Below are 24,255 nucleotides of genomic sequence, written 5' to 3' on the forward strand. Positions count from 1 at the left end.
CCGACACCGCAGCGGCAGCGTCGTCGCGCGGTGCCACGTTCGAAGATCATCGATTGTCCGTGCGTCGACGGGGCCGCACCTGGGGAAGGGAGTGTGCAATGGGGAGCTTGCGGGATCGGACGAGCAACCGGGTGTACGAGTTCGCGGTCCTCGCCACCACACCCGTGTGTGGCCTGCTGATGGCCATTGGTGGCATCCGGCCGCATTCGCTGGAGGTGGCTATGCCCGACCCGGTCAGGGTCCTGTGGGAGTTCGGCCTGATCGTGGTCGGCGCCGCAGGCCTGCTCGGCATGTTCTGGCCGGGGCAGCTCAGCACCGGGCTCGGCATCGAGCTCTCCGCGGTGCTGGCGCTGGGCGCGATCGCCGCGATGTACGTGATCGCCGTCCTGGTGGTCGCCGGAGACCAGGCGGTGGTGGCCGCGTCGTTCGTCGGGGCGGTGGCGCTCGGATCGTGGCTGCGTTCGGCCGAGATCGTGGGATCACTGCGCTGGCTGATCCGGATGCACCATCCGCAGGCTGATCCGTGCTCGAAGGTGCAGACATGATCGCCGCATCGAACCCGGACACCCCGTACTGGGCGCAGTTGATGATCTCCATGCTCGGGATGCTCGGGGGCGCCGGCGGGCTTGCCGTGCTGGCCACAGTGACCGTGCAGCGGCGAAAGCTGAAGGCCGAGACGGCCGGAGCACTGACCGATGCGGCGCTTGCCCTGGTGCAGCCGCTGCGGGCACGGGTCGCCGAACTGGAGGCCGAGGCGCTGACCGTCCGGGAGCAGCTGACCGCATCCCAGCGTGAACTGCAGGAGCTTCGGAGCACGGTGTGGGACCTGACCAGGACGCTGGAGCGGTGGCGGGAAGTGATCATGGCACCAGGCGCGACCATCCGCCGGGTGCAGTCACTCGTGGCGGAGGATCGTCGTGCGCCCGGTCAGTCCCCCCGCCGCCTGCCGTAAGCCGGCTTCCGGTGGCAGCGGTCGGCGGGACGCCCGCCGGACGCGGGGCAGGGCGCCTCTTCCGGCGTCGTTGCCGGCGCCACCCGAGCCGGGTCAGGCGCGGCCGGTCGGTTCGGCGGGCGCGGTGACAGGGCGGTCCCCCGGTCCGCCGTCGGCGTGCCCGGCCGGCACCGCATCGGGCGCGGGGGCGGGGGCGGGGGCCACCGTCCGCAGCCGGCGGACGTCCCGGCTCGCCAGCATGCCGACGACGGAAAGCACCACGAGCGCCGCGAGGATCAGCAGCGTCTCGCGGGTGCCGATCGCCCCGGCGACCGGCCCCACCGCCACCTGACCCAGTGGAATGGCGACCCAGGACCCCAACATGTCGTACGAGTAGACCCGGGCCAGCCGCTCGGCGGGAATGTGCTGCGCGATCGAGGTCTCCCAGGCCACCGCGAACTGCTCGACGGCGATCCCGACCGCCACCCCGGCCACCACCAGCACGACGACGGTCGGTGCCAGGGCCAGCCCCAACAGCAGGAACGACTCGGCGAACATGCAGGCCACCCCGAGCAGCAGCAGCCGGCGCACCCGGATCCGTAGGGCGATCAGCCCACCGACAACCATCCCGACGGTCTCCGCCGCCAACACCACACCCCAGGCACCGCGCCCGATCGTCTCGTCGGCGATGGCCGGGCCGAGCACGTTCACCCCGCCGGCCAGCGCCGCGTTGAGGACCATGAAGCCGAGCACCACCACCCAGACCCAGGTCCGCGCGGTGAACTCGCTCCAGCCCTCCCGCAGGTCGGCCAGGATGCCCGTGCCGGTGCTCGCCGACGGGGTGGCGGCCACCCGGACACCGGCGAAGGCCACCGCCGCGAGGGCGAAGGTGAGCGCGTCGACGGCGAGGCCCCAGCCGGGCCCGGTAGCGGCGACCAGCAGGCCGCCGAGGGCCGCCCCGCCGATCATGCCGGCGTTCATGCCGAGCCGGATGATCGCGTTCGCCGGCTGGATCAGCTCCGGCGGCACGGTCTGCGGCGTCGCGGCGGCCGACGCCGGCTGAGCCAGCGCGCTCACGACGCCGTTGGCCGCGCCGAGCACCAGCAGCAACGTGATCGTCGCCGTGCCGGTCAGCACCAGGGCGGCCACCACCGCCTGGGTGAGCGCACCGAGCACATTGGAGCCGACCAGCACCAGCCGGCGCGGAATCCGGTCGGCCAGCACCCCGCCGAAGAGCACGAACAGCACGTTCATCAGCGACCTTGCGCCGACCACCAGGCCCAGGTCGCGCACCGAGCCGGTCAGATCGAGCACGGCGAAGGCCAGCGCGACGGGCGCCATCGCGTTGCCCAGCATGTTGACCAGCCGGCCGGCAGCCAGGTGACGGAACGCGGCGTACCGCAGCGGAGCGAACATCAGCCCTCCATGTGGAAGGGCGATGATAACGCCGACGTGGCGCACGCTCGGGGCACGTGCAGCCGCGCGGCCGGGCCGGCGCCGCGGCTGCCTCGACGGATCGAGGCGCGGCGCCGGCCCGGCCGACTCGGGCTCAGCGCGTTGCGGCCTGCTCAAGCTCACCGATGCCGCCGAAGCGGACACCGACGTCGGCCGTCCCGGCGGCCGGCGGAGGACCGTCCGGGCCGGCGGTCCCGACCCGGCCGTCCCTGCGCCGCTGCCACTGGTCGACGACGAGGTTCAGCACGAGGCCGACCGCCCCCCAGATCGCGATGACCAGGAGGTTCCTGCCGACTCCGTCGCCGCCGAAGTAGATCAGCGATCGGGCCGTGTCGACCGCGGCCGGCAGCGGCAGGATGTCCTGCAGGGCACGGAACAACTCGGGCACCATGTACACCGAGAGTCCACCGCCGGAGGCGGGCACACCTGCCAACATCATCACCACCATCACCGGGACGATCGCGGCGAGGCCGAAGGTCCGGGTGAACACCCCGGTCACCAGGGACACGGCGAAGATGGTGACGGCGCCGAAGCCGATCATCTCCCAGGCGTGCCCGCCGACCGCGCCGATGATGACGTCGAAGAGCAGCCACAGCCACCCGGCCATCCCGATCGACCAGCCGCCGAGCAGAGGCAGGAACTGGCGCAGCCGCCTCAGCTCCGGTGCCCCGCCGCGCAGCACGGCCAGCATCAGGAACCCGGCCATGATCCACGACATGCCCATGTACAGGCTGTTGCTGCCCATCGTGTCGGTGTCGGTCAGCGGTGCCACGTCGGTCAGCTTCAACGGACTCTGCTGTTGGGCGGCGACCTGCTGGAACATCGCCTTCGCCACGCTCTGCTGGCTGACTCCGGCGCCCGAGGAGGTGTAGAGCGTCGCCTCGCCGCCGGGCGCCTGCGGCAGCACGTAGGCGGCCACGATGTCCTGGTCGAGAATGCGGTCGGTGGCCTCGGTCACCGACGCGGCGACCTGGACGTCGAGCATCCCGCCCAGTTTCGACTCCAGGCCGGCGGCCACCTGCTCGGCCTGCTCGGTCACGGCGCCGACCACGACGACGGGTAGGTCATGGACCTCCGGCTTGTGCATGGAGAAACTCATCAGCCCCACCACCATCACCAGGATGGAGAGTGGGAACGCCGCCACCGCCACGTAACGGAACCGCTTGGACCTCGGCGGGCCGCCGGCGAGCGCCGGCAGCGGCGCGTCGGGGTGGCTGACCACCGGGGCGCCGGGGATCCTGGATCCGCCCGTGCGCTCCTTGAGCAGACACAGCAGCAGCGCGCCGACGAGCCAGACGGCCAGCGTCAGCAGGTACGCCCCGGCACCACGGCCGTCGAAGTAGAGGAGCGCGCGGAGCGTCTCGCCCGCCGCCGGGAGCGGGAGCACCCCGTGCAGGAACGAGAAGAATCCGGGCATCACGTCGACCGGCAGCGCCAGGTTCGACGCAGGCATGCCGAGTACGACGTAGAGCAGCATACCGATGATGACCGCGAGCGGCCCCATCAGCTTGGTGAGGAACAACTGGGTGAGGCCGACGGCCCCGGTCGCCAGCATTCCGACGCCGAGGAACTGGAGGTAGTGACCGTCGACGGCGCCCACGATCGGCCCGAGGATCAACCAGATGATGGTGCTGGTGAGCGCCGACCAGCCGGCCAGCAGCGGCAGGAACCGGCGCACGGACAGCAGGTGGGGAACCGCCATCAGCAGCATGCTCAGCGGCACGTACCCGGCGAGCATCATGCCCATGGCGGCGAACAGGACCGCGGTGCCCGAGCTGTCGCCTTCCGGCAGGGGAACGATGTTCTCGGCCGCCGTCGTCCAGTTCTGTCCCACGGCGACCGGGGCGAGCAGTTGCTGGACGGTGGTGGCCTGGGAGGCTCCGGCCGCCATCGCGGTGTAGATCGTCGCCCGGTCCGACCCCTCGGCGGGAACCTGCAGCGCGCCCGCGATCTCGCGGTCCCTCAGCAGTTCCACCGCGTCGCTGCCCGCCGGGACCAGTCGCGCGTCCACGGCCTGTCCCGGTGCGGAGTTCAGCGCGTTGACGATCGCCTCCGCCCCGGGTCCCGTTCCCACGACGGCCACCGGCATCTCCCGCGGGTGCGGTGAGTGCATGGTGCCCATGTAGGTGGCGAACATCATCGTGACCATGATGAACGGCATGGCGAAGAGTGCGATGTAGCGCGCGATCCGGGTCTTTCGGTCCTCCGCGGCCGGAGCATTTCCGGGGGCGGTGGTGGACGAGGGGTCCGGCGGGGACTCCATAGGCGTGACTCCTGGGGTGTTGTCGGACGGGCACCGAAGGGACGAGGCCGTCGCGGATTTCGCCACGCGTACTGACCCACCGAACAAATGTAAGTCACGTGGCTTACGAAGTCGCGGTCGGGTACCTTGATGTCCGTCACACCCGCCCCGACGTGCGAGGAGGTGCCCCGATGGCCCGCTCAGAGGCGGCGCGGACCGCGCTGCTCGACGCGGCGGAACGCCTGTTCGCCGAGGCGGGCATAGCGCAGGTCTCCGACCGCAGGGTGGCCGAGGAGGCCGGCAACACCAACCACTCGGCCGTGCACTACTACTTCGGCGGCCGGGAGGGCCTGCTGCGGACGCTGGTCACGCGGCACGGGATCGCGCTGGAGGAGCCCCGCCGGGCGATGTTCGCCCGCTCCGACTCGGTCCTCGACGACGTGCGGAGCCTCGTGATGCCGTCGATGGACGCCCTGGCCGCACTGCCCCGGCCGAGCTGGCGGGCCCGCTTCCTCAACCAGGCCATCAACGACCCGGCCACGGCCACGCTGATGCGCGAGTCCACGGAGTCCGTCCCGACCGCGACCCTCATCGCCCGTTCGGTGGCGTCCCGCCTCGCCCACCTGGATCAGGGGGTGGTGACCGCCCGGGCGAGCCTGATCGCCCTGATCGTCGCGACGGCCTGCGCGGAGGTCGAGGCACGCGCCGAACGGGGCGGGCAGGACCCGCGCTGGCACTCGGTGGGCGACTTCCTGTCCGACGCCATCACCGGGATGCTGCTCGCCCCCATCAGCCAGGCGGGGAGCAGGAACCCGTTGACCGAGACGCCGACGCCACCGGTGCCGTAAGGGCACGGCCGTGCCGGCGCGGCACGTGCCACGGGTGCCGTCACCGGGGCCCCGGTCAGCGGCCCACCCGTCGCCGCGACCACCACGGCGGTGCCGCCGTGGTGGTCGACGTTCCCGCCACCGACACCGATGGCGGCACCCTCGACATCGTCACCGGCAGCGGAACCACCGGGCGGACCAGGTGGCCCGCCACGGCGGGGTCAGCCGGCCGGACGTGGCGGGAGCCCGAGCCGCTGGCACGCCTCCTGGTACATCCGCACCACCTCCTGCCGGATCTGGACCCGCTCGGTCAACCGGTGGGCGAACGGGACGCGCACCGGAACCTCGATGTCGTGCACGGTGACGGCGAACTCCATCCCGTCGACGTCCAGCCCGGTGACCCGGGCCCGGGTGGCAGCCGGCTGCCCGCCGAGCGCCCGACAGATGAGCAGCGAGTCCCCGCCGTGGTCGTCGTTCATGTGCCGGCTGACGGCGGCGACCACCTCCGGGGAGAACGGGGCGCTCACGCTGCTGCCTCCGCGCCGTCGCCCGGCACGAGCCGGGACAGGCCGGCGAGGACCTCGGTGTTGTGCCGGTACGCCACGAGCACCTCCGCCAACAGGGTGGCCCGCCCCGCCTCGTCGAACGGGAGGGCGTCCAGCCTGGCCCGGTAGGCGTCCTTGTACGCCCTGGGGTCGGGGATCCGGTCGAACCGGTAGAACGCCGCGCCGGCCTCCCCCGTCAGGCCGTGGTGCCGGGCGAGCGACCGACCGATGTGCAGCCCGCCGGAGAGGTCGCCGAGGTAGCGGGTGTAGTGGTGGGCGATGAACCGTTCCGGCGACCCGGCGCAGACCTCGCCGATGCGCCCGGCGTAGGAGACGGTCGCCGGGTCCGGGTCGACCCGTCCGCGCCAGTCGGGCCCGAGCAGGAACTCCAGGTCCGCGGCGAGGGCGGGCAGCCGGGTCAGCGCGTCGTCGACGAACGGGCCGGCGAGCGGGTGGTGGCGCATCGCCTCGGCGGCGTGCTCCAGCGCCTCGTAGATCACGTGGTGCTGGACCACCATCGCGGTGTAGCCGGCGCGGTCCAGGTCGCCGGCCACCAGGGCGGTGACGTACCGCTGGGACTCGGCGGCCTGGTGGGCCTCCTGGCCGGTGGCACGTAGTTGCGCCGAGAACGGGATGCTGGTCATCGTCATCTCTCCTCCAGGGTGACGGGGGGTCGCACCGCTGGCCGGCGTCGGGGGACGATCAGCGGCAGTCGGGTACGTGGGTGCGGCACGACCTCGACATCGTGCCGGTAGACCTCGCTGAGCAGCGGGGCGGTGAACACCTCGGCCGGCGGGCCCACGGCCCGCACCCGGCCGTCGGCGAGCAGGGTGACGGTGTCCGCGTACGCGCCGGCCAGGGCCAGGTCGTGCAGCACGGCCACCACGGCGTCGCCGGCTCGCGCCCGGTCGCGGGCGATCCGCATGACCAACTCCTGGTGACGCAGGTCGAGGGCGGCGGTCGGTTCGTCGAGCAGCAGCACGACGGCCTGCTGCGCCAGCGTCCGGGCCAGCGCGACGCGCGCCTGCTCTCCGCCGGACAGCGACGGGTACGGCCGGGCGGCGAACCCGGCCACGTCGCACCGCCGCAGGGCTTCGGCGACGATTTCGTCGTCCCGCCGCTGTTCGGGCCTGCCCGCCCAGGGCGCCCGTCCCATCCGCACCACCTCGTCGACCGTGAACGGAAAGCTCAGCGTGCTGCGCTGGGGCAGCACGGCCCGGCGCATCGCCAGCTCCACCGGGGACCAGCCGGCCAGCGGCACCCTGTCGATCTCGATGGTGCCCGCTGCGGCCGGCAGATCGCCACTGACGGCGGCCAGCAGAGTGGATTTGCCCGCGCCGTTCGGCCCGACCAGGGCGTGCACCTCGCCGGCACGGACCCGCAGGTCGACCCCGTCGAGCACCGGCCGCCCGGCGCGGGCCACGCGCAGGCCGGCGACACTGACGCGGGTGGCGCCGAACGGCACCGGGACCGGTGCCCGGGGCGCCGACCAGCGGCGCGGGCCGCGCGGCCGGCTGCGCGCCGCCCCGCCTGCGAGCGGGCTCATCCCCAGCCTCCGGCCCGGCCGCGGGTGCGGCGCAGCAGCCAGAAGAACGCCGGCCCGCCGACGACCGCGGTGAGCACCCCGAGCGGGAGTTCCTGGTGGTCGACCAGGGTGCGGGCGGCGAGGTCGGCCGCGATCACCACGATCGCCCCGCCGAGCGCGCTGGCCGGCAGCAGCACCCGGTGTCCCGGGCCGGCGACCATGCGGACCAGGTGCGGCACCACCAGGCCGATGAAGCTGATGATGCCGGTGAAGGCCACGGCCGCCGCGCCGAGCAGCGCGGTCACCACGATCATCCGGATTCGCAGCCGCTCGACGTCGACCCCGAGGTGCCGGGCGGCGGACTCGCCGAGGGCTAGCAGGTCGAGCCTGCGGGCGTCGGCGTACGCGACGCCGAGCCCGACCACCAGGCAGGGCGTGGCCAGGGCCACCGCCGACCAGTTCGCCGGGGCGAGGCTGCCCAGGTTCCAGAAGGCGATGGCCTGCACCCCGGCCTCGTCGCCGACGAACATGAGCAGGCCGATCGCCGCGCCGGCCACCGCGTTGACCGCCACGCCGGTCAGCACCAGGGTCACCACCTCGGTCCGGCCGCCGGAGCGGGCCAGCAGGTAGACGGCGTACGTGGTGGCCAGCCCGCCGGCGAAGGCGGCGGCGGGCACCGTCCAGCCACCCAGGACGGTGACGCCGGTGACGATGGCCAGGGCCGCCCCGACCGCCGCCCCGGCGGACACCCCGATCACGCCGGGTTCGGCCAGCGGGTTTCCGAACACGCCCTGCATGACGGCGCCCGCGCAGCCGAGCGCGGCACCGACCACGGCGGCCAGCACCACCCGGGGAAAGCGGACGATCCACAGCGCGTTCTCGCCCTGGGGGTTGGCCGGCGGGGTGCCGATGTCCAGGCCGAGCCGGTGCAGGACGGAGCCGAGCACCTCGGCCGGGGAGACCTGGACCTGCCCCCGGCCCGCCGCGACGAGGACGACCAGCACCAGGGCGGCACCGAGCCCGGCGAGGAGCGCCGGCCCGCGCCCGCTCCTGCGGCCCGCGACGGGGCCCGCCGGGCGTCGGGCGGTGGTGTCGACGCCGGTCACGACGGCTTCCCGCAGGAGTACACGGCCGAGGCCAGGGCCTGCACGGCCGGCCCTGATCGGGTGCCGAAGGTGAGCAGGACGCCGTCGTCCATGTCGACGATCCGGCGGGCCGCGCCGGCCGGGGTCTGCGCGATCCCGGGGAGCTTCAGCAGGCCCTCGACGCCACCGACGGAGGCGAGGCCGGCGCTCATCACCAGGATCACGTCCGGTGCCGCGTTGATCAGGCCCTCGCTGGTCAGCGGGCGGAACTTGGTCAGGCCGGCGGCGCTGCCGGCGTCCACCCCGCCGATCGCCTCGATCATCGCGTCCGAGCCGGCTCCCCGGCCGCCGATCAGGTAGACACCGGCGGTGCCGCGCAGGTAGAGGAAGGCGATCCGGGGGGCACTGCCCTGCGGCGCGGCGCGGCGGGCGGCGGCGATCTCGCCCTCGACGCGGGCCACGAGCTGCTCACCGGCCGCCGCGACGCCGAGGGCCGCCGCCACCGCGCGGATGTGCCCCGGTACGGCGGCGAGGGTCTGCTCGGCCTCGACCATGACGACGGGGATGCCGGAGGCGCGGAGCTGGCGCAACGCCTCCGGCGGCCCGATGGTGTCGTCGGCGAGCACCACGCTCGGGTTGAGGGCGAGCACCGCCTCGGCGGACAGGTCGTGCCCGGCCGGGGTCACCACCGGCAGGTGCGCGGCGGACGGGAAGGTGGTCGAGGTGTCGCGCCCGATGACGTCGCCGCCGAGGCCGAGTGCGAACACGGTCTCGGCGATCGACCCGGAGAGGTTCACCGGCAGGATCCGGCCGGCGTCGGTGACGGTGACGGTGACGCCGTCGGCGGAGGCGACGGTGGCCGGGAGGACGGGCGTCGGCGCGGGCCGTAGCGCGGTGACGTCGGCGCTGCCGACGGTGGCGGTGACCGGCCCGCAGGCGGCCGGGTCTGCCGGAGCGACGCCGGCGCTGGGCGTGGAGCAGGCGGCGACGGCTCCGACGAGCAGCGCCAGCACAGCGGGCAGGAAGGGACGGCGGGCGGCTTTCGGGGTGGTCCGGCGGCGGCCGGCGGGGGCGGTCACCGGGCCGCTTTCCGGCGGCGCCACCGGCGCAGGACCAGCAGCGCCGTGGCCGCCGCCACGAGGAGCAGCAGCGCGAGGGGCCACCCCCGGCAGACACCCGAGGCCGCGCTGACCCGGCTGACCGCCAGCTCGGTCGCGCCGACGCCTGCCCCGGGGGCGCCGTCGGTGGCGGGAGTTCCGGCCACCGGGGCACCGGCGGGGGTGGCGGGACCGGTCCGACCGGCCGCGGTGGCCGGCGGGGCGGTGGGAGCACCGGTGACGCCCGACGCGGTCCGGCCCGGGGCTGCGGCGCCGGTCGGCGCCGGCCGCGGGAGGGCCGGCTTGGAGGCGGCGGCGCGGGCGAAGGTCACCGGCACCCGGACGTCCTGGGACCGGTCGGCGGCGCGGGTGTGGTCGGCGCGGGTGATGACCGCGCACCGGCGGGTGGCGCAGTCGACGGCGCCGATGGTGGGGGTGACCCGGAGGGTGGCCCGGAACGTTCCGCCCGCGCCGTAGGGCACGGCCAGCCCCTCACCGTAGGAGGGCGGGTTCGACGAGATCCAGTGGGACGCCCCGAGCTCGCCGGTGGTGTCGGCGCCCCCGCCGCACGGGCTGGGCACCGCGCCCGCCCCGTTGTCCACACAGAACGCCACGTAGATGCCCTTGGTGACGTCGTACCCACGGCCGGAGACGGTCACGGTCGCGCCCGAGCTGCCCAGCCCGGTGCTCGGGGTGACGGTGAGCGTCTGGCCGCCCGCGCCGCGGCCGGTGCCCGCCTGCGCGGGAGCCGGAGCGGCGAAGACACCCAGAGTGATCAGGGCGGTGGCCAGGGTGGCGTGGCGCCGTGCTCGCATCGGACTCCTCACGCGACAGGGAACGGCATCGGCGGCCGACCCGGAATTAGGTTTGCCTAACCTAAGTCACGAACCCGCTGCTCACAAGGGGTTGTTCGGTTTCGGATCTTGACTCGATTGCGGATGGCGGCAGAAGTTAGGTTTGCCTAACCTCAATCACCGTCCGTAACGGATCGAGAGAGGAAATCAGCATGGTCCGATCCAGAGCCGGTCACGCCTGGCGGCGGTCGATGCGTTGGGCGGCGGTCGCCAGCCTGGGCCTGTCGGCCGCACTCGCGGGTGCCGGCCCCGCCTCGGCAGCCGAGGCCGACATCACCGGCGGCAGCCTGACCTGGGGCTTCAAGCAGACGTTCCGCACCTACGTCTCGGGCGGCAACGGCAGCCCGCCGATCGCGGTGAGCAACGGGGCCACCGTCAACGCCGACGGGACGTTCACCTTCCCGTCGACGGGGGGCACCCACGACTCCGCCACCGGCGCCACCAGCGCCCGGTACGGCGGCACCGTGGTCTTCTCGTACCCCGGGCACTTCTTCAAAATCACCCTGGCCAACCCGACCGTCGACGTCTCCGGCGGCACCGCCGCCCTGAAGGCGGACGTGGACCTGGTCACGACGGCGGCCGAACCGGTCTCGGTGCGGCAGGCGACCATCGCCACCCTCGCCGTGAACGGCGGCAACCCCGGCGGCGGCGCGGGCACGGTGACCGGCACCAGCCTCGCGGCGACGCTGACCAGCGCGGGCGCCTCGGCGTTCAACGGCTTCTACGCCGCCGGCGACGCGCTCGACCCGGTGTCGTTCACCGCCACCACCGGTGGCACCGGGCCGGCGGGTCCGGCGGTGTCGGTCACCCCGTCCAGCGGGCTCGACCCGGCCGGGGCGACGATCACGGTCGAGGGCTCCGGCTTCGATCCGGCGGCCAACCGGGGGGCCGGCTTCTACGTCTCGTTCGGCCCGAAGGTCGACCAGCACTGGCTGAACGCCGGCGTGTTCCAGGTGACCAAGTGGGTGAGCCCGACGAACCAGCCCACCGAGTCGCGGGACAAGCTCAACGCCGACGGCACCTTCCGCACCACGTTGCCGATCAGCGCGGCCTACACCGACAGCACCGGCAAGCAGGTCGACTGCCTGGCGGTGCAGTGCTACGTGGTCACCTTCGCCGCACACGGCTCGACCGACCGCAGCCAGGACACCTTCGCCCCGGTCACCTTCACCCGGGCCGGTACCGGCGGCGGCGACGCCCAGCAGCGGATCACCGCCACCGTGACGGGCGGTCCGCTGACCCTGAGCGTGGCCGGTTCCGCCGTCGCGCTGCCGGCCGTGACCAACGGCCAGGTGGCCAGCGGTGCCCTGCACGACGCCACCGTGGCGGACCTGCGGGGCACCAACGCCGGATGGAGCCTGGTCGGTGAGGTGTCCGACTTCACCTCCGCCACCGGCGCAGTCATCGCCGCGGACAACCTCGGCTGGACGCCGAGCGCGGTCACGGTCGACGACCCGCTCGGGGGCACCGTCGGCACCGTCACGCCGGGCGCGGTCGCGGCGCCGGGCGCCGGCCTCGGGGCGGCCCGGGCACTGTGCACCTCGCCCACCGGGGCCAGCGGCGGCACCTTCGCCTGCGGCGCCCAGCTCAACCTGGGCGTGCCGGCGTCCGCCGCGGCGGGCGACTACACGACGACCCTCACCCTGACCCTCTCCTAGGTCGGGACCGGGTCACCGGTGGGGCGGGACGTTCCCCGTCCCGCCCCACCGGCCGTCCGGCCCACCGCGTCCACCCCTCCGGAGCCCGGCATGTCCCTCGTCACCCTCCTGTCCCGGACCGGCGCCGCACTCGCCGCCGCGCTGCTCACGGCGGCGCTCGCGCCGCCGGCCGCCGCCGCAACGCCACCGGCCGCCGCCGCCACGCCGGCCGCCGCGCCCGCGCCGTCGCCGGCCGGCACCACGCCCGCGCCGGGCCGGGCCGGGCCGGCGTCGCCGGCTCCCAGCCCCGCCGCCACCCGGTGGGCGGTCCAGCCGTCCGGGCCGAAGGGCCCGACCGGACGCAACTACTTCGTCTACGACCTGGCCCCCGGCAGCACCCTCACCGACCACGTCGGCGTCAGCAACCTCAGCAACCGGCCGCTGACCTTCCAGGTGTACGGCACCGACGCGTACACCACCGCCGACGGCGCGTTCGCCCTGCTGCCGGCGGACCGGGGGGCCACCGACGTCGGCTCCTGGATCAGCTTCGAGCGGCGGAGCTGGACGGTGCAGCCCGGCCAGCGGGCCGACCTCCCGTTCCGGCTGAGCGTGCCCGCCAACGCCACCCCCGGCGACCACGCGGGCGGGGTGATCGCCGCCATCGCGCAGGCCCGCACCACCGCCGACGGGCAGCAGGTCCGGGTGGACCAGCGGCTGGCCGCGCGGGTCTACCTCCGGGTCGCCGGCGACCTCCGCCCCACCGCCACGATCGAGTCGGTACGCGTCAGCTACGACAACCCGGTCAACCCGGTCGGCGGGGGCGACGCCGTCGTCACCTACCGGCTGCGCAACACCGGCAACGTACGCCTCGGCGGCACCGGCACGGTGACCCTCGACGGTCCGCTCGGCTGGCAGCTGGCCCGCACCGACCCGGTCGACCTGCCCGAGCTGCTGCCCGGCGCGGTCTTCACCGTCACCGAGCGGGTCACCGGCGTGCCGCCGGCGCTGCGGCTGACCGCCGAGGTGGACCTCGCGCCGACCACCGTGGACCTCGCGCCGACCACCGTGGACACCGCGCTGCCGCCGGTGCTGCGTACCGCGACCACCTGGGCCCCGCCGTGGCTGCTGCTCGCCGGGCTGGCCGTGCTGGCCGGCTGGCTCGCCGCCCGCTGGCGCCGCCGCGTCGCCGCCGCGCGGGCCTCCCCCGCCGGCGGACCGGCCGGGGCCACGGGGGCGGACCCGGGTCGGCCGGCCGGCGGCCCGCCACCAGCGGCCCGGCCCGCCACCGGCCCCGCGACCGGTACGCCGTGACCCCGCTCACGCCGATCGGCGTCGCGTTGCTGGCGCTGGCCGCCGCCGCGCCCACCCCCGCGCCGACCGGCACGCCGTCGGCGGTACCGGGGATCACTGTTCCGGCCGGCCCGCTGCGGGCCGGTCAGCAGGTCCTAGTGGCCCTGCGCGGCTGGCCGCCCGGCACCGTGCAGATCGAGGTCTGCGGCAACGCCGGCCGGCGCGGCGCGCTCGACTGCGCGGCCAGCCACGCCAGCGACGGGCACGTACCGCCCTCGGGGGCGGCGACCCTGCCGGTGGTGCTCGCCGCCCCGCCGGTCGCCTGCCCCTGCGTGCTGCGGGCCCGCACACCCACCGGCTCCGCCCGCGCCACCGTCGCCCTGCCGCTGACCGGCGTGACCGCGCGCCCCGCCCCGGCCCCGGCCGGCACCCCGGAGCTGGTCGTCGTCGGCCTGCGCGCCGCCGACGGCTCCGGGATTGCCGGCTGGTTCGGCCTCCCCGGGGACCTGACCGTGGACCTCACCCTGCGCAACACCGGCCCCGTCGACGTGGTCGACCCCGCGTTCACGTTGCTGTTCGGCCGCCCCGGGCGGGTGCACGGGGTGGTCGACGCCCCGGCGCTCGGCACGATCGCGGCCGGGCAGACCCGGCAGTACCGGATCCGGGTCCCGCTGGATATCGCCACCGTCGGCCGGCACGAGCTGCAGGGCCGGATCGAACCGCCCGACCGGCCGCTCGCCTTCACCGTCGAGGCGGCCCGCTATCCCTGGGGCCTGCTGGCCCTGGCCGCCGCGCCGATCGTGCTGGCGCTGGCCCGGACGCGTCGGCGTCCCGTGCCGGGGCACTATGGGCCGCTGTGCACCAGCAGGGCCCAGAGTTCCGGGGAGTCCGGGTGCTCGTCGCGCAGTTCGAGCGTCACCTGACGCAGCGCGTGCGCGGCGGCGTCCGCAGTCGGGGTGTCGGGCAACCTGCGGTAGAACGAGCGTGCCGCCTGAACGGCCACCTGGTCGACGAGCGGCCACAGGCTCGCCACCACGTGCCGGAAACCGGCGAGGTGGAACGCGGACGCGAGGTGGAGCACCTCGTCGGCGTACCTGCTGCCGTGGTTCGCGGTGGAGCAGGCGGACAGGTAGGCCAGCTCCGCCCGGGGCAACCGCAGGGCGCCGATGTCGGGAAGGCGGAGCGTCGCATCGTGCAGCAGCAGTCCGCTGTCGGCCTGGGAGGACGCTTCGACGACAGCGTGGCAGGCGAAGTGCGTCCAGGTGGCCTCGGTCATCGCGTCGAGGACCCGGTCGGTGGTGGCGTCCTCATTGAGCAACACCGGCCCACCCAGCACCGTCGCCTCGTCCAGGGCACCGGGCAGCTCGGCCTGCCCGGGCGTCTGCTGCATCGCGACGGTGAGGGGGCGTCGGTTCCCGGCGGGCGGACGCTCGCGGGCCTCGCGCAGCGTCCGCAGGGAGGGCACGTACGACGACACGAGGGCGTCCAGCGCGCCCGGCCGGCCGGGACGCCCGGCGGCGTGCAGCGGCAGCAGCCCCAGCAGCCCGGTCGGCAACCACCACACCCGATGCCCACCGGCCGGCCGGTCCGGCAGGGCCCGCACCACCGGGGCGACGGCGGCGTCCCACAGCCAGCCCAGCACGTCGCTCACGACCTGACGCCTGCGCAGCGAGGCCGCCAGGCTCGGCGCGGCGGTGACGGCGGCCAGCAGCGTGTCGACCCTGGCCACCACGTCGACCATCCGCAGGTCGGGCAGTTCCACCAGGACCGGGTCGGCGTCCGCCGGCACGATGACGGCGTCGCTGCGGTGCCGGCTGGCGTTGATCAGTACGCCGTACCCGCCCTGTACAGCCGGTCGCAGGTCGACCAGCCGTGGCGCGGCCAGGAATCCGTCCAGCCCGGGCAGGGCACCGATCTCGGCCAGCAGGCCGTCGTAGTCCGACCACCACCGCTTCCGTTCCCCGGCGGGGAAGCCCGGAGTGTTGAGCCGCTCGCACACCCACCGGAACCTGGCGGCGAGCCGTGGATCCTGCTGACGGAGCCCGTCGAGGTCGACGCGGGTGCTCGCCTGACCGGCCAGCAGGACCCCCCGGCCGCGCTCGGCGAACTCCACCGCCCCGGCGGGGTCGCCGATCACGCAGTGCGCGGCCACCCCGGCCCCGACCAGGCCGAAGTGTTCGCCGAGCCGATGCTGCTGGTCCGCCCAGCCGGCCTCCCGGGGCGCGACGGACGGCAGGAACGCCGCCGCCGCGTCCAGCATCCGCACGGCGAGCTGTGGATCGCCGACGGTCTGGGCGAGGGCACCGACCGCGTGGTGGGCCGCCACCCGGTCGACCGGGGCGGCCGATGCCGCCTCGCGTACCTCCCCCGCCAGTTCCCGGAGCCGCGCCCCGTCCAGGCCGCGACCCTCGCCACCGGCGCGCTCCTCCCCGGCGGCACAGAGCAGGGCCACCAACCGGGACCGGCCCGGGTGGCCGCTCGGCGTGACCGCCAACGCCCGCTCGGCGAGGGCGACGGCGGCCTCGACATCCGCCGGTGACCGGGCGAACCGGTAGCGGGTCAACCGGGCCGCGGCGAGGTCCGCCAGCCGCTCCGGCAGGTCGAGGTGGTCGTCCGGGGTGCGGGCCACCGCCCGGCCCCCGAGGTCGATCGCCCGTCCCAGGTCCTCCCGGCCCGGCCGCTGGACGTGCCGGCTCAGGTAGGCGGCGGCGGTCCGGGCCTGCCGGGCGGCGAGGGCGAAGTCGTCGTCACCGGTGGCGGCGATCGACCGCTCGCCGAGGTCGACCGCCCGGTCCAGATCGGCCAGCTCGTGGCTGACGCGGCTGCGTAGCTGGTACGCCTGTCCCAGGACGGACGCCCATTCCGGCCGGCAGGCCGGCGCACCGGCAGTCACCTGCTCGCCCAGCTCGATCGCCGCGGCCAACTCGACGAGCACCCCCGTCTCCAGGTGACGGGTCAGCCGCACGGCCACGAGGTCCATCGAGACCTGCGCCCGTTCGGGACGGCCGGCCGGAATCGCGGCGAGGGCCCACCCGAGGAGGGTCAGGGCGCGGTTCAGGTCGGTGTCCGCGCCGAGACGGCGGTAGCGCTGGTGCAGAGCCGCGGCGAGGCAGCGGAGTACGTCGGGCCGGCGGGGATGCTCGTCCTCCAGCAGCGCCAGCGCGTCCTCGTTGAGTTCCACGGCCCGCCGCAGGTCGAGCACTTCGTGACTGCGCTCGTACCGCTTCAGCAGGATCGCGGCGGCGTCCGCCAACTGGACGGCCCGCTGCGGATCGTCGTCCGGTACCTGGGTCACGACCTGCTCGGCCAGGTCGGCCGCCCGCCACAGGTCCGCCCGGTTCCCGGACCGCTCGTAGCGGCACAGCAACGCCTCGGCGAGATTCACCAGAACCGTGGTGCTCTCCCGACCGCCCGACAGCGCGGCGGCCCGTTCCGCCAGGGTCACCGCCTGTTCGATGTCTGCCGGCTCGTCGTCCTGGCCGTAGCGTTGCCGGTGGGCCGCGCTCAGCTCCGTCAACAGGGCGGCGTCCCGGCCGTCCCGGGCCGTCGCCGCGGTGAGCAGGTCGATGACCTGACGCAGATCGGCAGGTTCCGCCCGCAACCGGTGCCGGCACCGGTAGGCCCGGGCGAGTTCGGCTTCCAGCGCGGCGGGTGGGCCACCGTCGCGGCGTGCGACCGCTGCCGCCTGTTCGCCCCAGGTGATGGCCTGGTCGAGGTCACTCGCGGAGCCGTCGCGCTCGTGGCGGCGGCGCAGCGCCAGGCAGAGCCGGGCCAGCAGGCCGGCGAGGCGCGGATCCCGCCGTGGCATCCGTCGGGCCGCGGGCTCCAGCAGGAGGATGGCCGCGTCGAGCAGGGCCGGTTCGTCATCGACGGCTGACGCGTCCAGCAACGTCACCGCCGCGGCCGCCTGCTCGCCGGGCTCGGTGAACCGGCCGACCATCGGCCGCAGCTGCGCCGGGACGGCCCGGACGTCGTCCGCGACCTCGTCCACGCAGAGCAGGGACCGGGCCAGATCGACGTGACCACCGCCTTGCGGGGCATGACGCCAGCGGTGGTAGTGGAACCAGCCCAGCCTGAGGCTCGCCGTGGCGACCCGTGCCTCGACGGCGGCGGAGGCGGTCTCCGGGTCGTTCGTCCGCAGCAGCCGCCACAGGGCTGCCGCGTCCCGTTCCGCGGTGACGGAGAAGAGCGGCTCCGGGCCACTGCCCCGGTGGTAGCCGGTGACCCGGTCGGCCACCAGCCAGGTGAGTTCGTCGATGAGCACGTGGGTGCCCTATGCCGCGTACGCCGTCACCAGCGCACGTCCAGTTGGACGACGCGGGGCGGGACGGCCGCGCCGCCGACCGCCAGCAGCAGTCGACCGTCCGGCGCGACGGCGAGGTCGACGGCCGGGTGGGGCCTCGTGTCACCGTGGTCCAGGCCGGCGAGCAGCGCCCCCGACTCGACCTCCCAGGCCCTGGTGTGTCGGCCGACGGTGGCCACGACGACCACCCGCAGGTCGGGCAGCACCGCGAGGGCGACGTCACCGATGCCGGGCTCGGGCATGGCCAGCGTCCGTATCTCCCGGCCGGTGTGCCCGTCCCAGACCCGCACCTCGGCACCGGCGACGGCCGCCACCCGGAACGACCGGTCGGCCAGCGTCGCCACCGCGACCGCCGGCCGGTGCTGGCCAAAACCGTCCTGACCCATCGTCAGCTCGTGCAACCGGCGCCCGGTGGTGGCATCCCAGACCTGGACCGGAGCGACGCCCAGCGGGTCCACCCCCGCCACCACGCACAGGTGCCCGTCGGCGAGCAGCGCGCCGGCTGTCGACCACACCAGATTGACGCTTGGCTCCCCCACCGTCAGCTCCGTCAGCAGCGCCCTGTTCTCGACGTTCCAGACCCGGATCGTGGCGTCGTCGCCCCCGGTGACCAGCAGCGGCACCCGCCCCTGCGGAAGGGCCCAGAAGAGCGCGTTGACGGGACGACGGTGCGCCTCGATCTCCACCAGGGCTGCCCCGTCCCTGGTGGACCAGGCCCGCGCCAGCCCGTCCTTACCTCCGGTCGCCAGCACCGAGGTGCCGTCGGAGAGCACGGCCGTCCCGACCGACAGGACCCACTCGCTGTGGCCGGAGACGTCGACGACGCGCCGGCCGGTGCGGACGTTCCACAGCGTCGCGCCGTCGTCGTGGCCGGCGGCGAGGAGTTGCCGGCCGTCGGGGAGCACAGCCAAGGCCAGGGCGTTGACGGACGACGGCCAGTCCTCGTTCCGCCACGCGGCGGGGGTGACCTCCCAGACATCGGTCGAGGTCGGCCCCCAGTCCCGGGGCTCGGCGGTCATCGGGCCCACCGCGCCCGGCGGTACCGGCGCGGGGTCTGTGGTGACCGGCCACCGGGACCGGTACGGCAGGCCGTAGAGGCTGTTGTACTCGTCGAGGTCGTCCGCGGCGAGAATGACGCCGTCAGCCAGGACGTGGAGCCCCGCCGGCGGCTTGGACCTGCGGCTGACCAGTGCGTCGGGCACGTCGCTGGACCGGTGCGGGAGGTCCTCGTCCGCGCTGTCGCGGACCGACTCCTCGTAGTCGGCGTCCGCCATCGCCTGATCGGCGTGGTCGACCACCAGCCAGTCCACCCCCGACTCCCGGGCCGTCGACGCGGCATAGCGGTCCCGCCCGTGGTAAGGGTCCCGGTACCTCACCAGCTCGATGGCGCCGTCGAGAAGCGCATGCGTCTCGGTGCGGCGCAGCGTGGTGCCCTCGTTGATCGCCCGCAGGAACCTGCCCCAGATCCGCTCCCGTCCGCGGCCCCAGCACGCGTAGAGCGAATCCTCGTGGGTGGCGTAGAGCACCCGTGAACCATCGGGCCGGCACACCGCCGAGAAGGGCGCATGATCGATGTCGATCTGTTTCCACTGCCCGTCGTGGTGGCCCATCAGCCCACGGGCGGCCCGCCAGGCCGCATGCCGGTCGCCGAACTCGCGAAGGCCGAACCCCCGGTGCCGGACGTACCATCCGCCGCCCGCGACGGTCCCGACCTGGAGGTGCACGGTGCTACTTACCGCAGCCGGCTCGTCGACCGCCCACTGCATGACGGCGACCCGGCGCGTGTCGTCCACGGGAAACTCCGCGATGGGATCACTGGCCACCCACCTGATGCTAGCCGCGTCACCATGACCGACCACAAGGGACACACCTGCGTGCCGTGCGCCGGTTTTGGCGTGGTGCGCCGCCTACCGATACATTCCCGGCCGTGGATGACGAGCGGGTCAGGCTGGTCGAGCGGTGCACGTTGGCCGGACTCTGTGACGACCTGCCGGCGCTACGGGCGTACTTCGCCGCAGGATCCGAGCAGCAACGGCTGCTGCTCGCCAGCATCGAGACCGAGGCCCGGGCACGCCGACCGGTCGCCGGGCTGGTCACCCGGCTGCTGGGCGCGGGGGCTACCGGAACCTCGCGCAACCTGGGCGCCGGCCTACCGGGCTCCGGCCCCGGACGGGCCGACGAGGAGTCGTTCGGCTGCCCCGACCACGCGTGCGACCGGGTGCTCGCCGCCGTACCGGCCGGGCCGGCACCGCGATGCCTGCTCACCGGCCTGCCGATGAGCAGGCGATGACCGGTGAACAACTTCTTCGGGGAACTGGCCAAGCAGCTCGCGGAGCGCTGGGTCGGTCTGCTCGCGGTACCCGGTCTGCTCTTCGTCGCCACCGCCTGGGCCGGCCTCCGGCTCGGCTGGTCGCACGCCGTCGACCTGCCGCTGCTGGCGTCGGGGGCGACCGAACTCGGATCCACCCTGGGTAGGGCCCCCGGGCCGGCCCAGGCGCTGGTCGCGATCGGGCTGCTCCTCGCCGCCAGCGGTGTCGGACTGACCGTGCAGGCACTTGCCGCGCCGGTCCGGGCCTGGCTGCTGGGGCTGTGGCCGCCAGGGCTGCACTGGGCACGGAAGCGGCTGGCCGGCGCGCGGAGCAGCCGCTGGCACCGGTTGGTGGCGGACCGGTGGAAACTGCAGAACGGGTATCCGGCGGCCAGCCGGACACCCGCTCAGCAGGCCGAGATCGACGACGCGGCAGCCCGGGTCAATCGGCTCGCCCTGGCCGCACCGACGCGACCGACCTGGATGGGTGACCGGATCGCGACGGTGGAACAGGTCGCCCTCGACCGGTACGGGCTGGACCTGCGTTTCGGCTGGTCGCGCCTGTGGCTCGTGCTGCCCGACACCGTGCGGGCCGACCTCGGCACGGCCAACGGCCAGTTCGCCGCCACGGTGGTCACCACCGCGTGGGCGCTGCCGTACGTCGTGCTGGGAATCGTGTGGTGGCCGGCGCTGCTGATCGCGCTGGCGGTGGGGTTGACCGGTTGGGTCCGGGCCAGGGCAGCCGTGGCCGACCTCGCCGATCTCAGCGAGGCCGTGCTCGACGTCCACGGCCGCACGCTGGCCGTCGCGCTCGGCGTCGCACCGCTGGAGAGCACCGGGCCGCTCAGCCTGTCCGAGGGCACCGAGATCACCCGCCACGTGCGCAAGGGTCGCTGACCACGGGCTCGGTCGGTGACGCGCCGCACGCCGTGCGTGGCCGGGCGCGGACCGCCCGCTGTCCGGTCCCGGCGAACGCGTCCGGCACCGGACCCCTGGTCATCGACCCACGAGCCCCAACTGGGTGGAGTTGTCGGGGAGGCCGGCGAGCGAGACCCGGCTGCCCCTGGCCGGCGTCGGGGTTCCGACGCCCGGCAGGCTGTTGAACGCCGTCCAGGAACCGCCGGCGCCACGCACCCGGTGGTAGATGGCGTCGTCCGAACCGACGATGACCACCTGCGCGGTGCCGTCGGGCAGCCCGGCGACGGTGACGTCCTTGGCCACCGCCGGGCTGCTGGTGCCGACGCCGTTGAGCGGCTGGAACTGGCTCCAGGCGCCGTTGGCGGACCGGATGCGGTGGTGCAGGTAGCCGTTGACGCCCGCGATGACCACCTGCGCCGACCCGTCGGGCAGGCCGGCGACGGCCACGGCGCTGCCGATCGCCGTCGTGCTGGTGCCGGTGCCGGTGAGCGGCTGGAACTCGCTCCAGGTGCCGTTGGTGTTGCGGATCCGGTGGTAGACGCCGCTGTCCATGCCGACGATGACCACCTGCGCGGTGCCGTCGGGCTGCCCCGAGATGGCGACGTCCCTGGCACCGGCCGGGCTCGGGGTGCCGAAACCGTTGAGCCTGCCGAATGCGGTCCAGTTCCCGTCGGCGTTGCGGATGCGGTGGTAGACCGTGTCGTCGGCGCTGATGATCACGACCTGGGCCGAGCCGTCGGGCAGGCCGGCGATGGCCACCCGCTTCCCCCGCGCGGTGCCGGTGGTGCCGACGCCGTTGAGCGGCTGGAACTCGCTCCAGGTGCCGTTGGCGTTGCGGACGCGGTGGTAGACGCCGTCGTCCAGGCCGACGATCAGCATCTGCGCCGTGCCGTTGGGGAGGCCGGCCACCGCCATGTCCTTGGCGCTGCCGTGCGCGGGGGTCTGGTAACCGTTGAGCGGCTGGAATCCGGTCCAGGCCCCGCTGGCGACGCGGATCTGGTGGAACATCGGGCCGCCGACGTCCACCGGCGGGTTCTGCGCGATGTAGGCCAGCGGATTGAGATAGGCCCCGGCGGGGTTGATCATGTGCCAGTGCAGGTGCGGCCCGGTCGAGCTGCCCGATCCGGGTGCGCCCGCGGCGCCGCCGGACAATCCGACGACCGCACCGGCCGGAACGTACGTCCCGTTGGCCAGTGCGAACTGGGACAGGTGGAGATACTGACTGCGATAGCCCTCGGAATGGCTGATGGTGACCGTGTGTCCGCCGCCGCCGTTGAACGGCGTGTTGGTGACCGTGCCCGCCCCGCACGCGGGCAGTGGTGTGCCCACGCGCATCCCGAAGTCGATGCCGCCCCGGGAGCCCCGGTTGAGGTGATCCTGCCACCCGTTGGTGATCGGGTACCCCCCGAAGGGGTTGTGGATCGCCGGGCCGGCGTAGGCCCGACCTGGCACCAGGAGCCCCCCGGCGGACAGGCCGGTCAGGGCCGCCACGCCACGGATGAGACTTCTCCTCGCGACTCCCATGTGCTTCCTCTCCCGAGCGTGGCTGATCAACCACGGCAGAGGTATTCCTACATGTACACACATGGAAATATCAAAGCCCCGTCCCGTGCCGTCGGGCCGGGAACCACCGTCACCGCTGCTTGAGGCGGCGGTTGACCTCCTCGGAGATCCGTCGGTTCAGCTCGGCCAACCGCTCGTCGGTGTACGTGGCCAGGTTCTTCAGGTCGGGGCTGCCGTTCGCCGCCTCCTCCTGCTGCTTCTGCCGCTCCCGACGTTGCAGTTCCTGCTCCTCCGGCGAGCCGGGGGCGGCGTACGCGCACCGGACCAGGACACCGTCGGCGTTCTTCAGGCAGGTCGCCTCCCGTCCGTTGACCTGGCCTCGCCCCTCCACCCGGTACCGGATGCTCTGCGCGCTGCCGAGCGTGGCGGTCCAGGTGCTGCCGCCGGTCGGCACCACCTCGAACACCTGGTCGTCGTTCCAGCAGCAGACGTCCCGGTACTCCGCCTTGATCAGGGCGACGATCGCCTGGGGCGACGACCAGGTCGGGCTGAGCCGGTGCACGGTCAGCGGGGCGAGCCCGCCGCCGGAGTGCCGGGTCGGCACCGTCGACACCGCCACCACCGAACTGGCCTCGCCCTGCGGGGTGAGCGGGGTGACGTACGCGCTGCCTCCGCTGCCGTCGCGGTGGCGCAGGGTGAACTCCGACTCGTTGCCCTCGTTCGCGCCGTCCTCGGAGGCGTCCCAGCCGCTGCGCTCGAACCACCAGTCGGCGAAGCCGCCGACGGCGGCGGTGCCCTCCCGCTGCTCGGCGGCCAGGCTGATCGGATAGGACGGTCCGGGCACCTTCGTCGTGTCGTCGGTGATCGTGACCTTCCCGGTCCGGCCGTCGTACAGCGCCACGCCGGCCGGCCGCTCGGTCACCACCAGGACTCCGGTCTGGCGCTTCAGCGGCACCACCACGACCGGGGTGTCGCCCCGGCAGTGGACGTACGCGTCGTCGGCGGAGAACCGGACCCCACGCCGCTCGGCGGAGATCTTCCGGCCCAGGTTGTGGGTGAACCAGCCGCCGATCCGCGCGTCGGCGGTCGACACGTCGAACTGGCACCGCTGCTGTGCCCGGCTGTTGCCGCCGAGCGGTACCTCCTGCACCAGGCCGACCTCGTAACCGGTCAACCAGCCGCGCCGCTCGACCAGGACGGCGAACCGGTCGGAGTCGGGTAGGTAGCTGACGTCGGTGATCTCGCCGGTGACGTCACCCAGGTTGGGCGCGGCCTGTGCCTGGCCGACCACGTACGGCGCGCGTGCGGTCAGCTCCGGGACCGGATCGGTCACGACCCGCATGGTGGTCACGTACGCCCGGTCCTGGAGGTACTCGCCGTAGGCCAGCCAGAACGCCCCCAGGGCCAGCCCGACGGCGGCGCCCAGCCAGCCGAGGACCACGATCCCGCCGGCCGCCGCGGGCGTGGTCCGGCGTCGGCGTAGCCGGTGGGTGAGCAGCCGCACCAGGAACGGCGCCCCGGCGAGCAGGACCACCAGGGCCGGCGCCACCAGCCAGGGCACCAGTTTGCGCGCCTCCCACACGAGGATGGTGGTGACGTACGAGGCGTACCAGCCGACGGCGGCCAGCAGAAGAATCGGGATACCCACCCGCAGCGTCCGCCCCATCGACACCCCTCCTCGCGACATGACGAGCTTCGATCCTATTTCGGGCGGTCAAGGCGGGCTGGAACATCG

The 24,255-nt window shown here is 74.2% G+C and carries 20 protein-coding genes; 8 read left to right on the forward strand and 12 right to left on the reverse strand.

Annotated elements, in window-relative coordinates:
* The first annotated feature begins 98 nt into the window (after positions 1–98).
* Together ACH4T9_RS17825 and ACH4T9_RS17830 are read left to right on the forward strand one after the other, a co-directional pair.
* Positions 99–545: a hypothetical protein gene (locus tag ACH4T9_RS17825; RefSeq protein ID WP_396672345.1), complete on the forward strand. Its 447-nt coding sequence runs from the start codon at positions 99–101 to the stop codon at positions 543–545.
* A gap of 41 nt (positions 546–586) precedes the next feature.
* Positions 587–952 (forward strand): hypothetical protein, encoded by a 366-nt coding sequence (locus ACH4T9_RS17830; protein WP_396672556.1) that lies wholly within the window; start codon positions 587–589, stop codon positions 950–952.
* A gap of 93 nt (positions 953–1,045) precedes the next feature.
* Here the strand turns inward: ACH4T9_RS17830 and ACH4T9_RS17835 are convergent, their stop codons facing one another.
* Together ACH4T9_RS17835 and ACH4T9_RS17840 are read right to left on the reverse strand one after the other, a co-directional pair.
* Positions 1,046–2,347, reverse strand: coding sequence for an MFS transporter (locus ACH4T9_RS17835; RefSeq protein ID WP_396672344.1), 1,302 nt, complete (start codon positions 2,345–2,347; stop codon positions 1,046–1,048).
* A gap of 133 nt (positions 2,348–2,480) precedes the next feature.
* Positions 2,481–4,649, reverse strand: a complete 2,169-nt coding sequence (locus ACH4T9_RS17840; RefSeq protein WP_396672343.1) for an ABC transporter permease — start codon at positions 4,647–4,649, stop codon at positions 2,481–2,483.
* A gap of 170 nt (positions 4,650–4,819) precedes the next feature.
* On the opposite strand from ACH4T9_RS17840, the gene ACH4T9_RS17845 reads away from it, so the two are divergent.
* Positions 4,820–5,476 (forward strand): TetR/AcrR family transcriptional regulator, encoded by a 657-nt coding sequence (locus ACH4T9_RS17845; RefSeq protein ID WP_396672342.1) that lies wholly within the window; start codon positions 4,820–4,822, stop codon positions 5,474–5,476.
* A gap of 200 nt (positions 5,477–5,676) precedes the next feature.
* Here the strand turns inward: ACH4T9_RS17845 and ACH4T9_RS17850 are convergent, their stop codons facing one another.
* From ACH4T9_RS17850 to ACH4T9_RS17875, 6 genes are read right to left on the reverse strand one after another with little or no spacing between them, the layout of a single operon-like run.
* Positions 5,677–5,982, reverse strand: coding sequence for a DUF2470 domain-containing protein (locus ACH4T9_RS17850; protein WP_396672341.1), 306 nt, complete (start codon positions 5,980–5,982; stop codon positions 5,677–5,679).
* Entirely contained in the window at positions 5,979–6,644 is a 666-nt protein-coding gene (locus tag ACH4T9_RS17855) for a heme oxygenase (biliverdin-producing) (RefSeq protein ID WP_396672340.1), read from the reverse strand. The genes ACH4T9_RS17850 and ACH4T9_RS17855 overlap by 4 nt, the downstream gene beginning before the upstream one ends.
* A gap of 2 nt (positions 6,645–6,646) precedes the next feature.
* Positions 6,647–7,546, reverse strand: a complete 900-nt coding sequence (locus tag ACH4T9_RS17860) for a heme ABC transporter ATP-binding protein (RefSeq protein WP_396672339.1) — start codon at positions 7,544–7,546, stop codon at positions 6,647–6,649.
* Positions 7,543–8,631, reverse strand: coding sequence for a FecCD family ABC transporter permease (locus ACH4T9_RS17865; RefSeq protein WP_396672338.1), 1,089 nt, complete (start codon positions 8,629–8,631; stop codon positions 7,543–7,545). Before ACH4T9_RS17865 ends, ACH4T9_RS17860 begins: the two co-directional genes overlap by 4 nt.
* Entirely contained in the window at positions 8,628–9,689 is a 1,062-nt protein-coding gene (locus tag ACH4T9_RS17870) for a hemin ABC transporter substrate-binding protein (protein WP_396672337.1), read from the reverse strand. Before ACH4T9_RS17870 ends, ACH4T9_RS17865 begins: the two co-directional genes overlap by 4 nt.
* Positions 9,686–10,522, reverse strand: a complete 837-nt coding sequence (locus ACH4T9_RS17875) for a hypothetical protein (RefSeq protein WP_396672336.1) — start codon at positions 10,520–10,522, stop codon at positions 9,686–9,688. The genes ACH4T9_RS17870 and ACH4T9_RS17875 overlap by 4 nt, the downstream gene beginning before the upstream one ends.
* Positions 10,523–10,713: 191 nt before the next feature.
* On the opposite strand from ACH4T9_RS17875, the gene ACH4T9_RS17880 reads away from it, so the two are divergent.
* The 3 genes from ACH4T9_RS17880 to ACH4T9_RS17890 all read left to right on the forward strand — a co-directional run bounded on the left by ACH4T9_RS17880 (position 10,714) and on the right by ACH4T9_RS17890 (position 14,411).
* On the forward strand, positions 10,714–12,219 hold the full coding sequence (locus ACH4T9_RS17880; protein ID WP_396672335.1) for an HtaA domain-containing protein: 1,506 nt from the start codon (positions 10,714–10,716) through the stop codon (positions 12,217–12,219).
* 90 nt (positions 12,220–12,309) lie between these two features.
* Positions 12,310–13,509, forward strand: coding sequence for a WxL protein peptidoglycan domain-containing protein (locus ACH4T9_RS17885; RefSeq protein WP_396672334.1), 1,200 nt, complete (start codon positions 12,310–12,312; stop codon positions 13,507–13,509).
* A complete protein-coding gene (locus ACH4T9_RS17890) occupies positions 13,506–14,411 on the forward strand; it encodes a hypothetical protein (protein ID WP_396672333.1) in 906 nt (301 codons plus the stop codon). The genes ACH4T9_RS17885 and ACH4T9_RS17890 overlap by 4 nt, the downstream gene beginning before the upstream one ends.
* Here the strand turns inward: ACH4T9_RS17890 and ACH4T9_RS17895 are convergent.
* Together ACH4T9_RS17895 and ACH4T9_RS17900 are read right to left on the reverse strand one after the other, a co-directional pair.
* Complete coding sequence (locus ACH4T9_RS17895) at positions 14,333–17,752, reverse strand: CHAT domain-containing protein (RefSeq protein WP_396672332.1); 3,420 nt, start codon at positions 17,750–17,752, stop codon at positions 14,333–14,335. The two genes, ACH4T9_RS17890 and ACH4T9_RS17895, sit on opposite strands and share 79 nt — an antisense overlap.
* Before the next feature lie 26 nt (positions 17,753–17,778).
* The gene (locus ACH4T9_RS17900) at positions 17,779–19,614 is read right to left on the reverse strand and encodes a WD40 repeat domain-containing protein (protein ID WP_396672331.1); all 1,836 of its coding nucleotides are present in this window, start codon (positions 19,612–19,614) and stop codon (positions 17,779–17,781) included.
* Positions 19,615–19,718: 104 nt separating this feature from the next.
* On the opposite strand from ACH4T9_RS17900, the gene ACH4T9_RS17905 reads away from it, so the two are divergent.
* A complete protein-coding gene (locus ACH4T9_RS17905; RefSeq protein WP_396672330.1) occupies positions 19,719–20,081 on the forward strand; it encodes a hypothetical protein in 363 nt (120 codons plus the stop codon).
* Positions 20,082–20,084: 3 nt separating this feature from the next.
* Positions 20,085–20,996 carry a hypothetical protein gene (locus ACH4T9_RS17910; RefSeq protein WP_396672329.1) on the forward strand — a complete coding sequence of 304 codons (912 nt, stop codon included), beginning with the start codon at positions 20,085–20,087 and terminating at the stop codon, positions 20,994–20,996.
* 99 nt (positions 20,997–21,095) lie between these two features.
* Here the strand turns inward: ACH4T9_RS17910 and ACH4T9_RS17915 are convergent, their stop codons facing one another.
* Together ACH4T9_RS17915 and ACH4T9_RS17920 are read right to left on the reverse strand one after the other, a co-directional pair.
* Positions 21,096–22,508: a peptidoglycan DD-metalloendopeptidase family protein gene (locus ACH4T9_RS17915; protein ID WP_396672328.1), complete on the reverse strand. Its 1,413-nt coding sequence runs from the start codon at positions 22,506–22,508 to the stop codon at positions 21,096–21,098.
* Between the two features lie 142 nt (positions 22,509–22,650).
* Complete coding sequence (locus tag ACH4T9_RS17920) at positions 22,651–24,186, reverse strand: hypothetical protein (RefSeq protein ID WP_396672327.1); 1,536 nt, start codon at positions 24,184–24,186, stop codon at positions 22,651–22,653.
* Between the last annotated feature and the right edge of the window lie 69 nt (positions 24,187–24,255).

Origin of the sequence: Micromonospora sp. NPDC020750, from assembly GCF_044334565.1 — a bacterium.
Classification (GTDB): domain Bacteria; phylum Actinomycetota; class Actinomycetes; order Mycobacteriales; family Micromonosporaceae; genus Micromonospora.

Bases quoted from the DNA above. Each gene is read 5' to 3' on its own strand.
- ACH4T9_RS17825 (WP_396672345.1), top strand. From the start codon at position 99: ATGGGGAGCTTGCGGGATCGGACGAGCAACCGGGTGTACGAGTTCGCG.
- ACH4T9_RS17830 (WP_396672556.1), top strand. From the start codon at position 587: ATGATCTCCATGCTCGGGATGCTCGGGGGCGCCGGCGGGCTTGCCGTG.
- ACH4T9_RS17835 (WP_396672344.1), bottom strand. From the start codon at position 2,347: ATGTTCGCTCCGCTGCGGTACGCCGCGTTCCGTCACCTGGCTGCCGGC.
- ACH4T9_RS17840 (WP_396672343.1), bottom strand. From the start codon at position 4,649: ATGGAGTCCCCGCCGGACCCCTCGTCCACCACCGCCCCCGGAAATGCT.
- ACH4T9_RS17845 (WP_396672342.1), top strand. From the start codon at position 4,820: ATGGCCCGCTCAGAGGCGGCGCGGACCGCGCTGCTCGACGCGGCGGAA.
- ACH4T9_RS17855 (WP_396672340.1), bottom strand. From the start codon at position 6,644: ATGACCAGCATCCCGTTCTCGGCGCAACTACGTGCCACCGGCCAGGAG.
- ACH4T9_RS17860 (WP_396672339.1), bottom strand. From the start codon at position 7,546: ATGAGCCCGCTCGCAGGCGGGGCGGCGCGCAGCCGGCCGCGCGGCCCG.
- ACH4T9_RS17875 (WP_396672336.1), bottom strand. From the start codon at position 10,522: ATGCGAGCACGGCGCCACGCCACCCTGGCCACCGCCCTGATCACTCTG.
- ACH4T9_RS17880 (WP_396672335.1), top strand. From the start codon at position 10,714: ATGGTCCGATCCAGAGCCGGTCACGCCTGGCGGCGGTCGATGCGTTGG.
- ACH4T9_RS17885 (WP_396672334.1), top strand. From the start codon at position 12,310: ATGTCCCTCGTCACCCTCCTGTCCCGGACCGGCGCCGCACTCGCCGCC.
- ACH4T9_RS17920 (WP_396672327.1), bottom strand. From the start codon at position 24,186: ATGGGGCGGACGCTGCGGGTGGGTATCCCGATTCTTCTGCTGGCCGCC.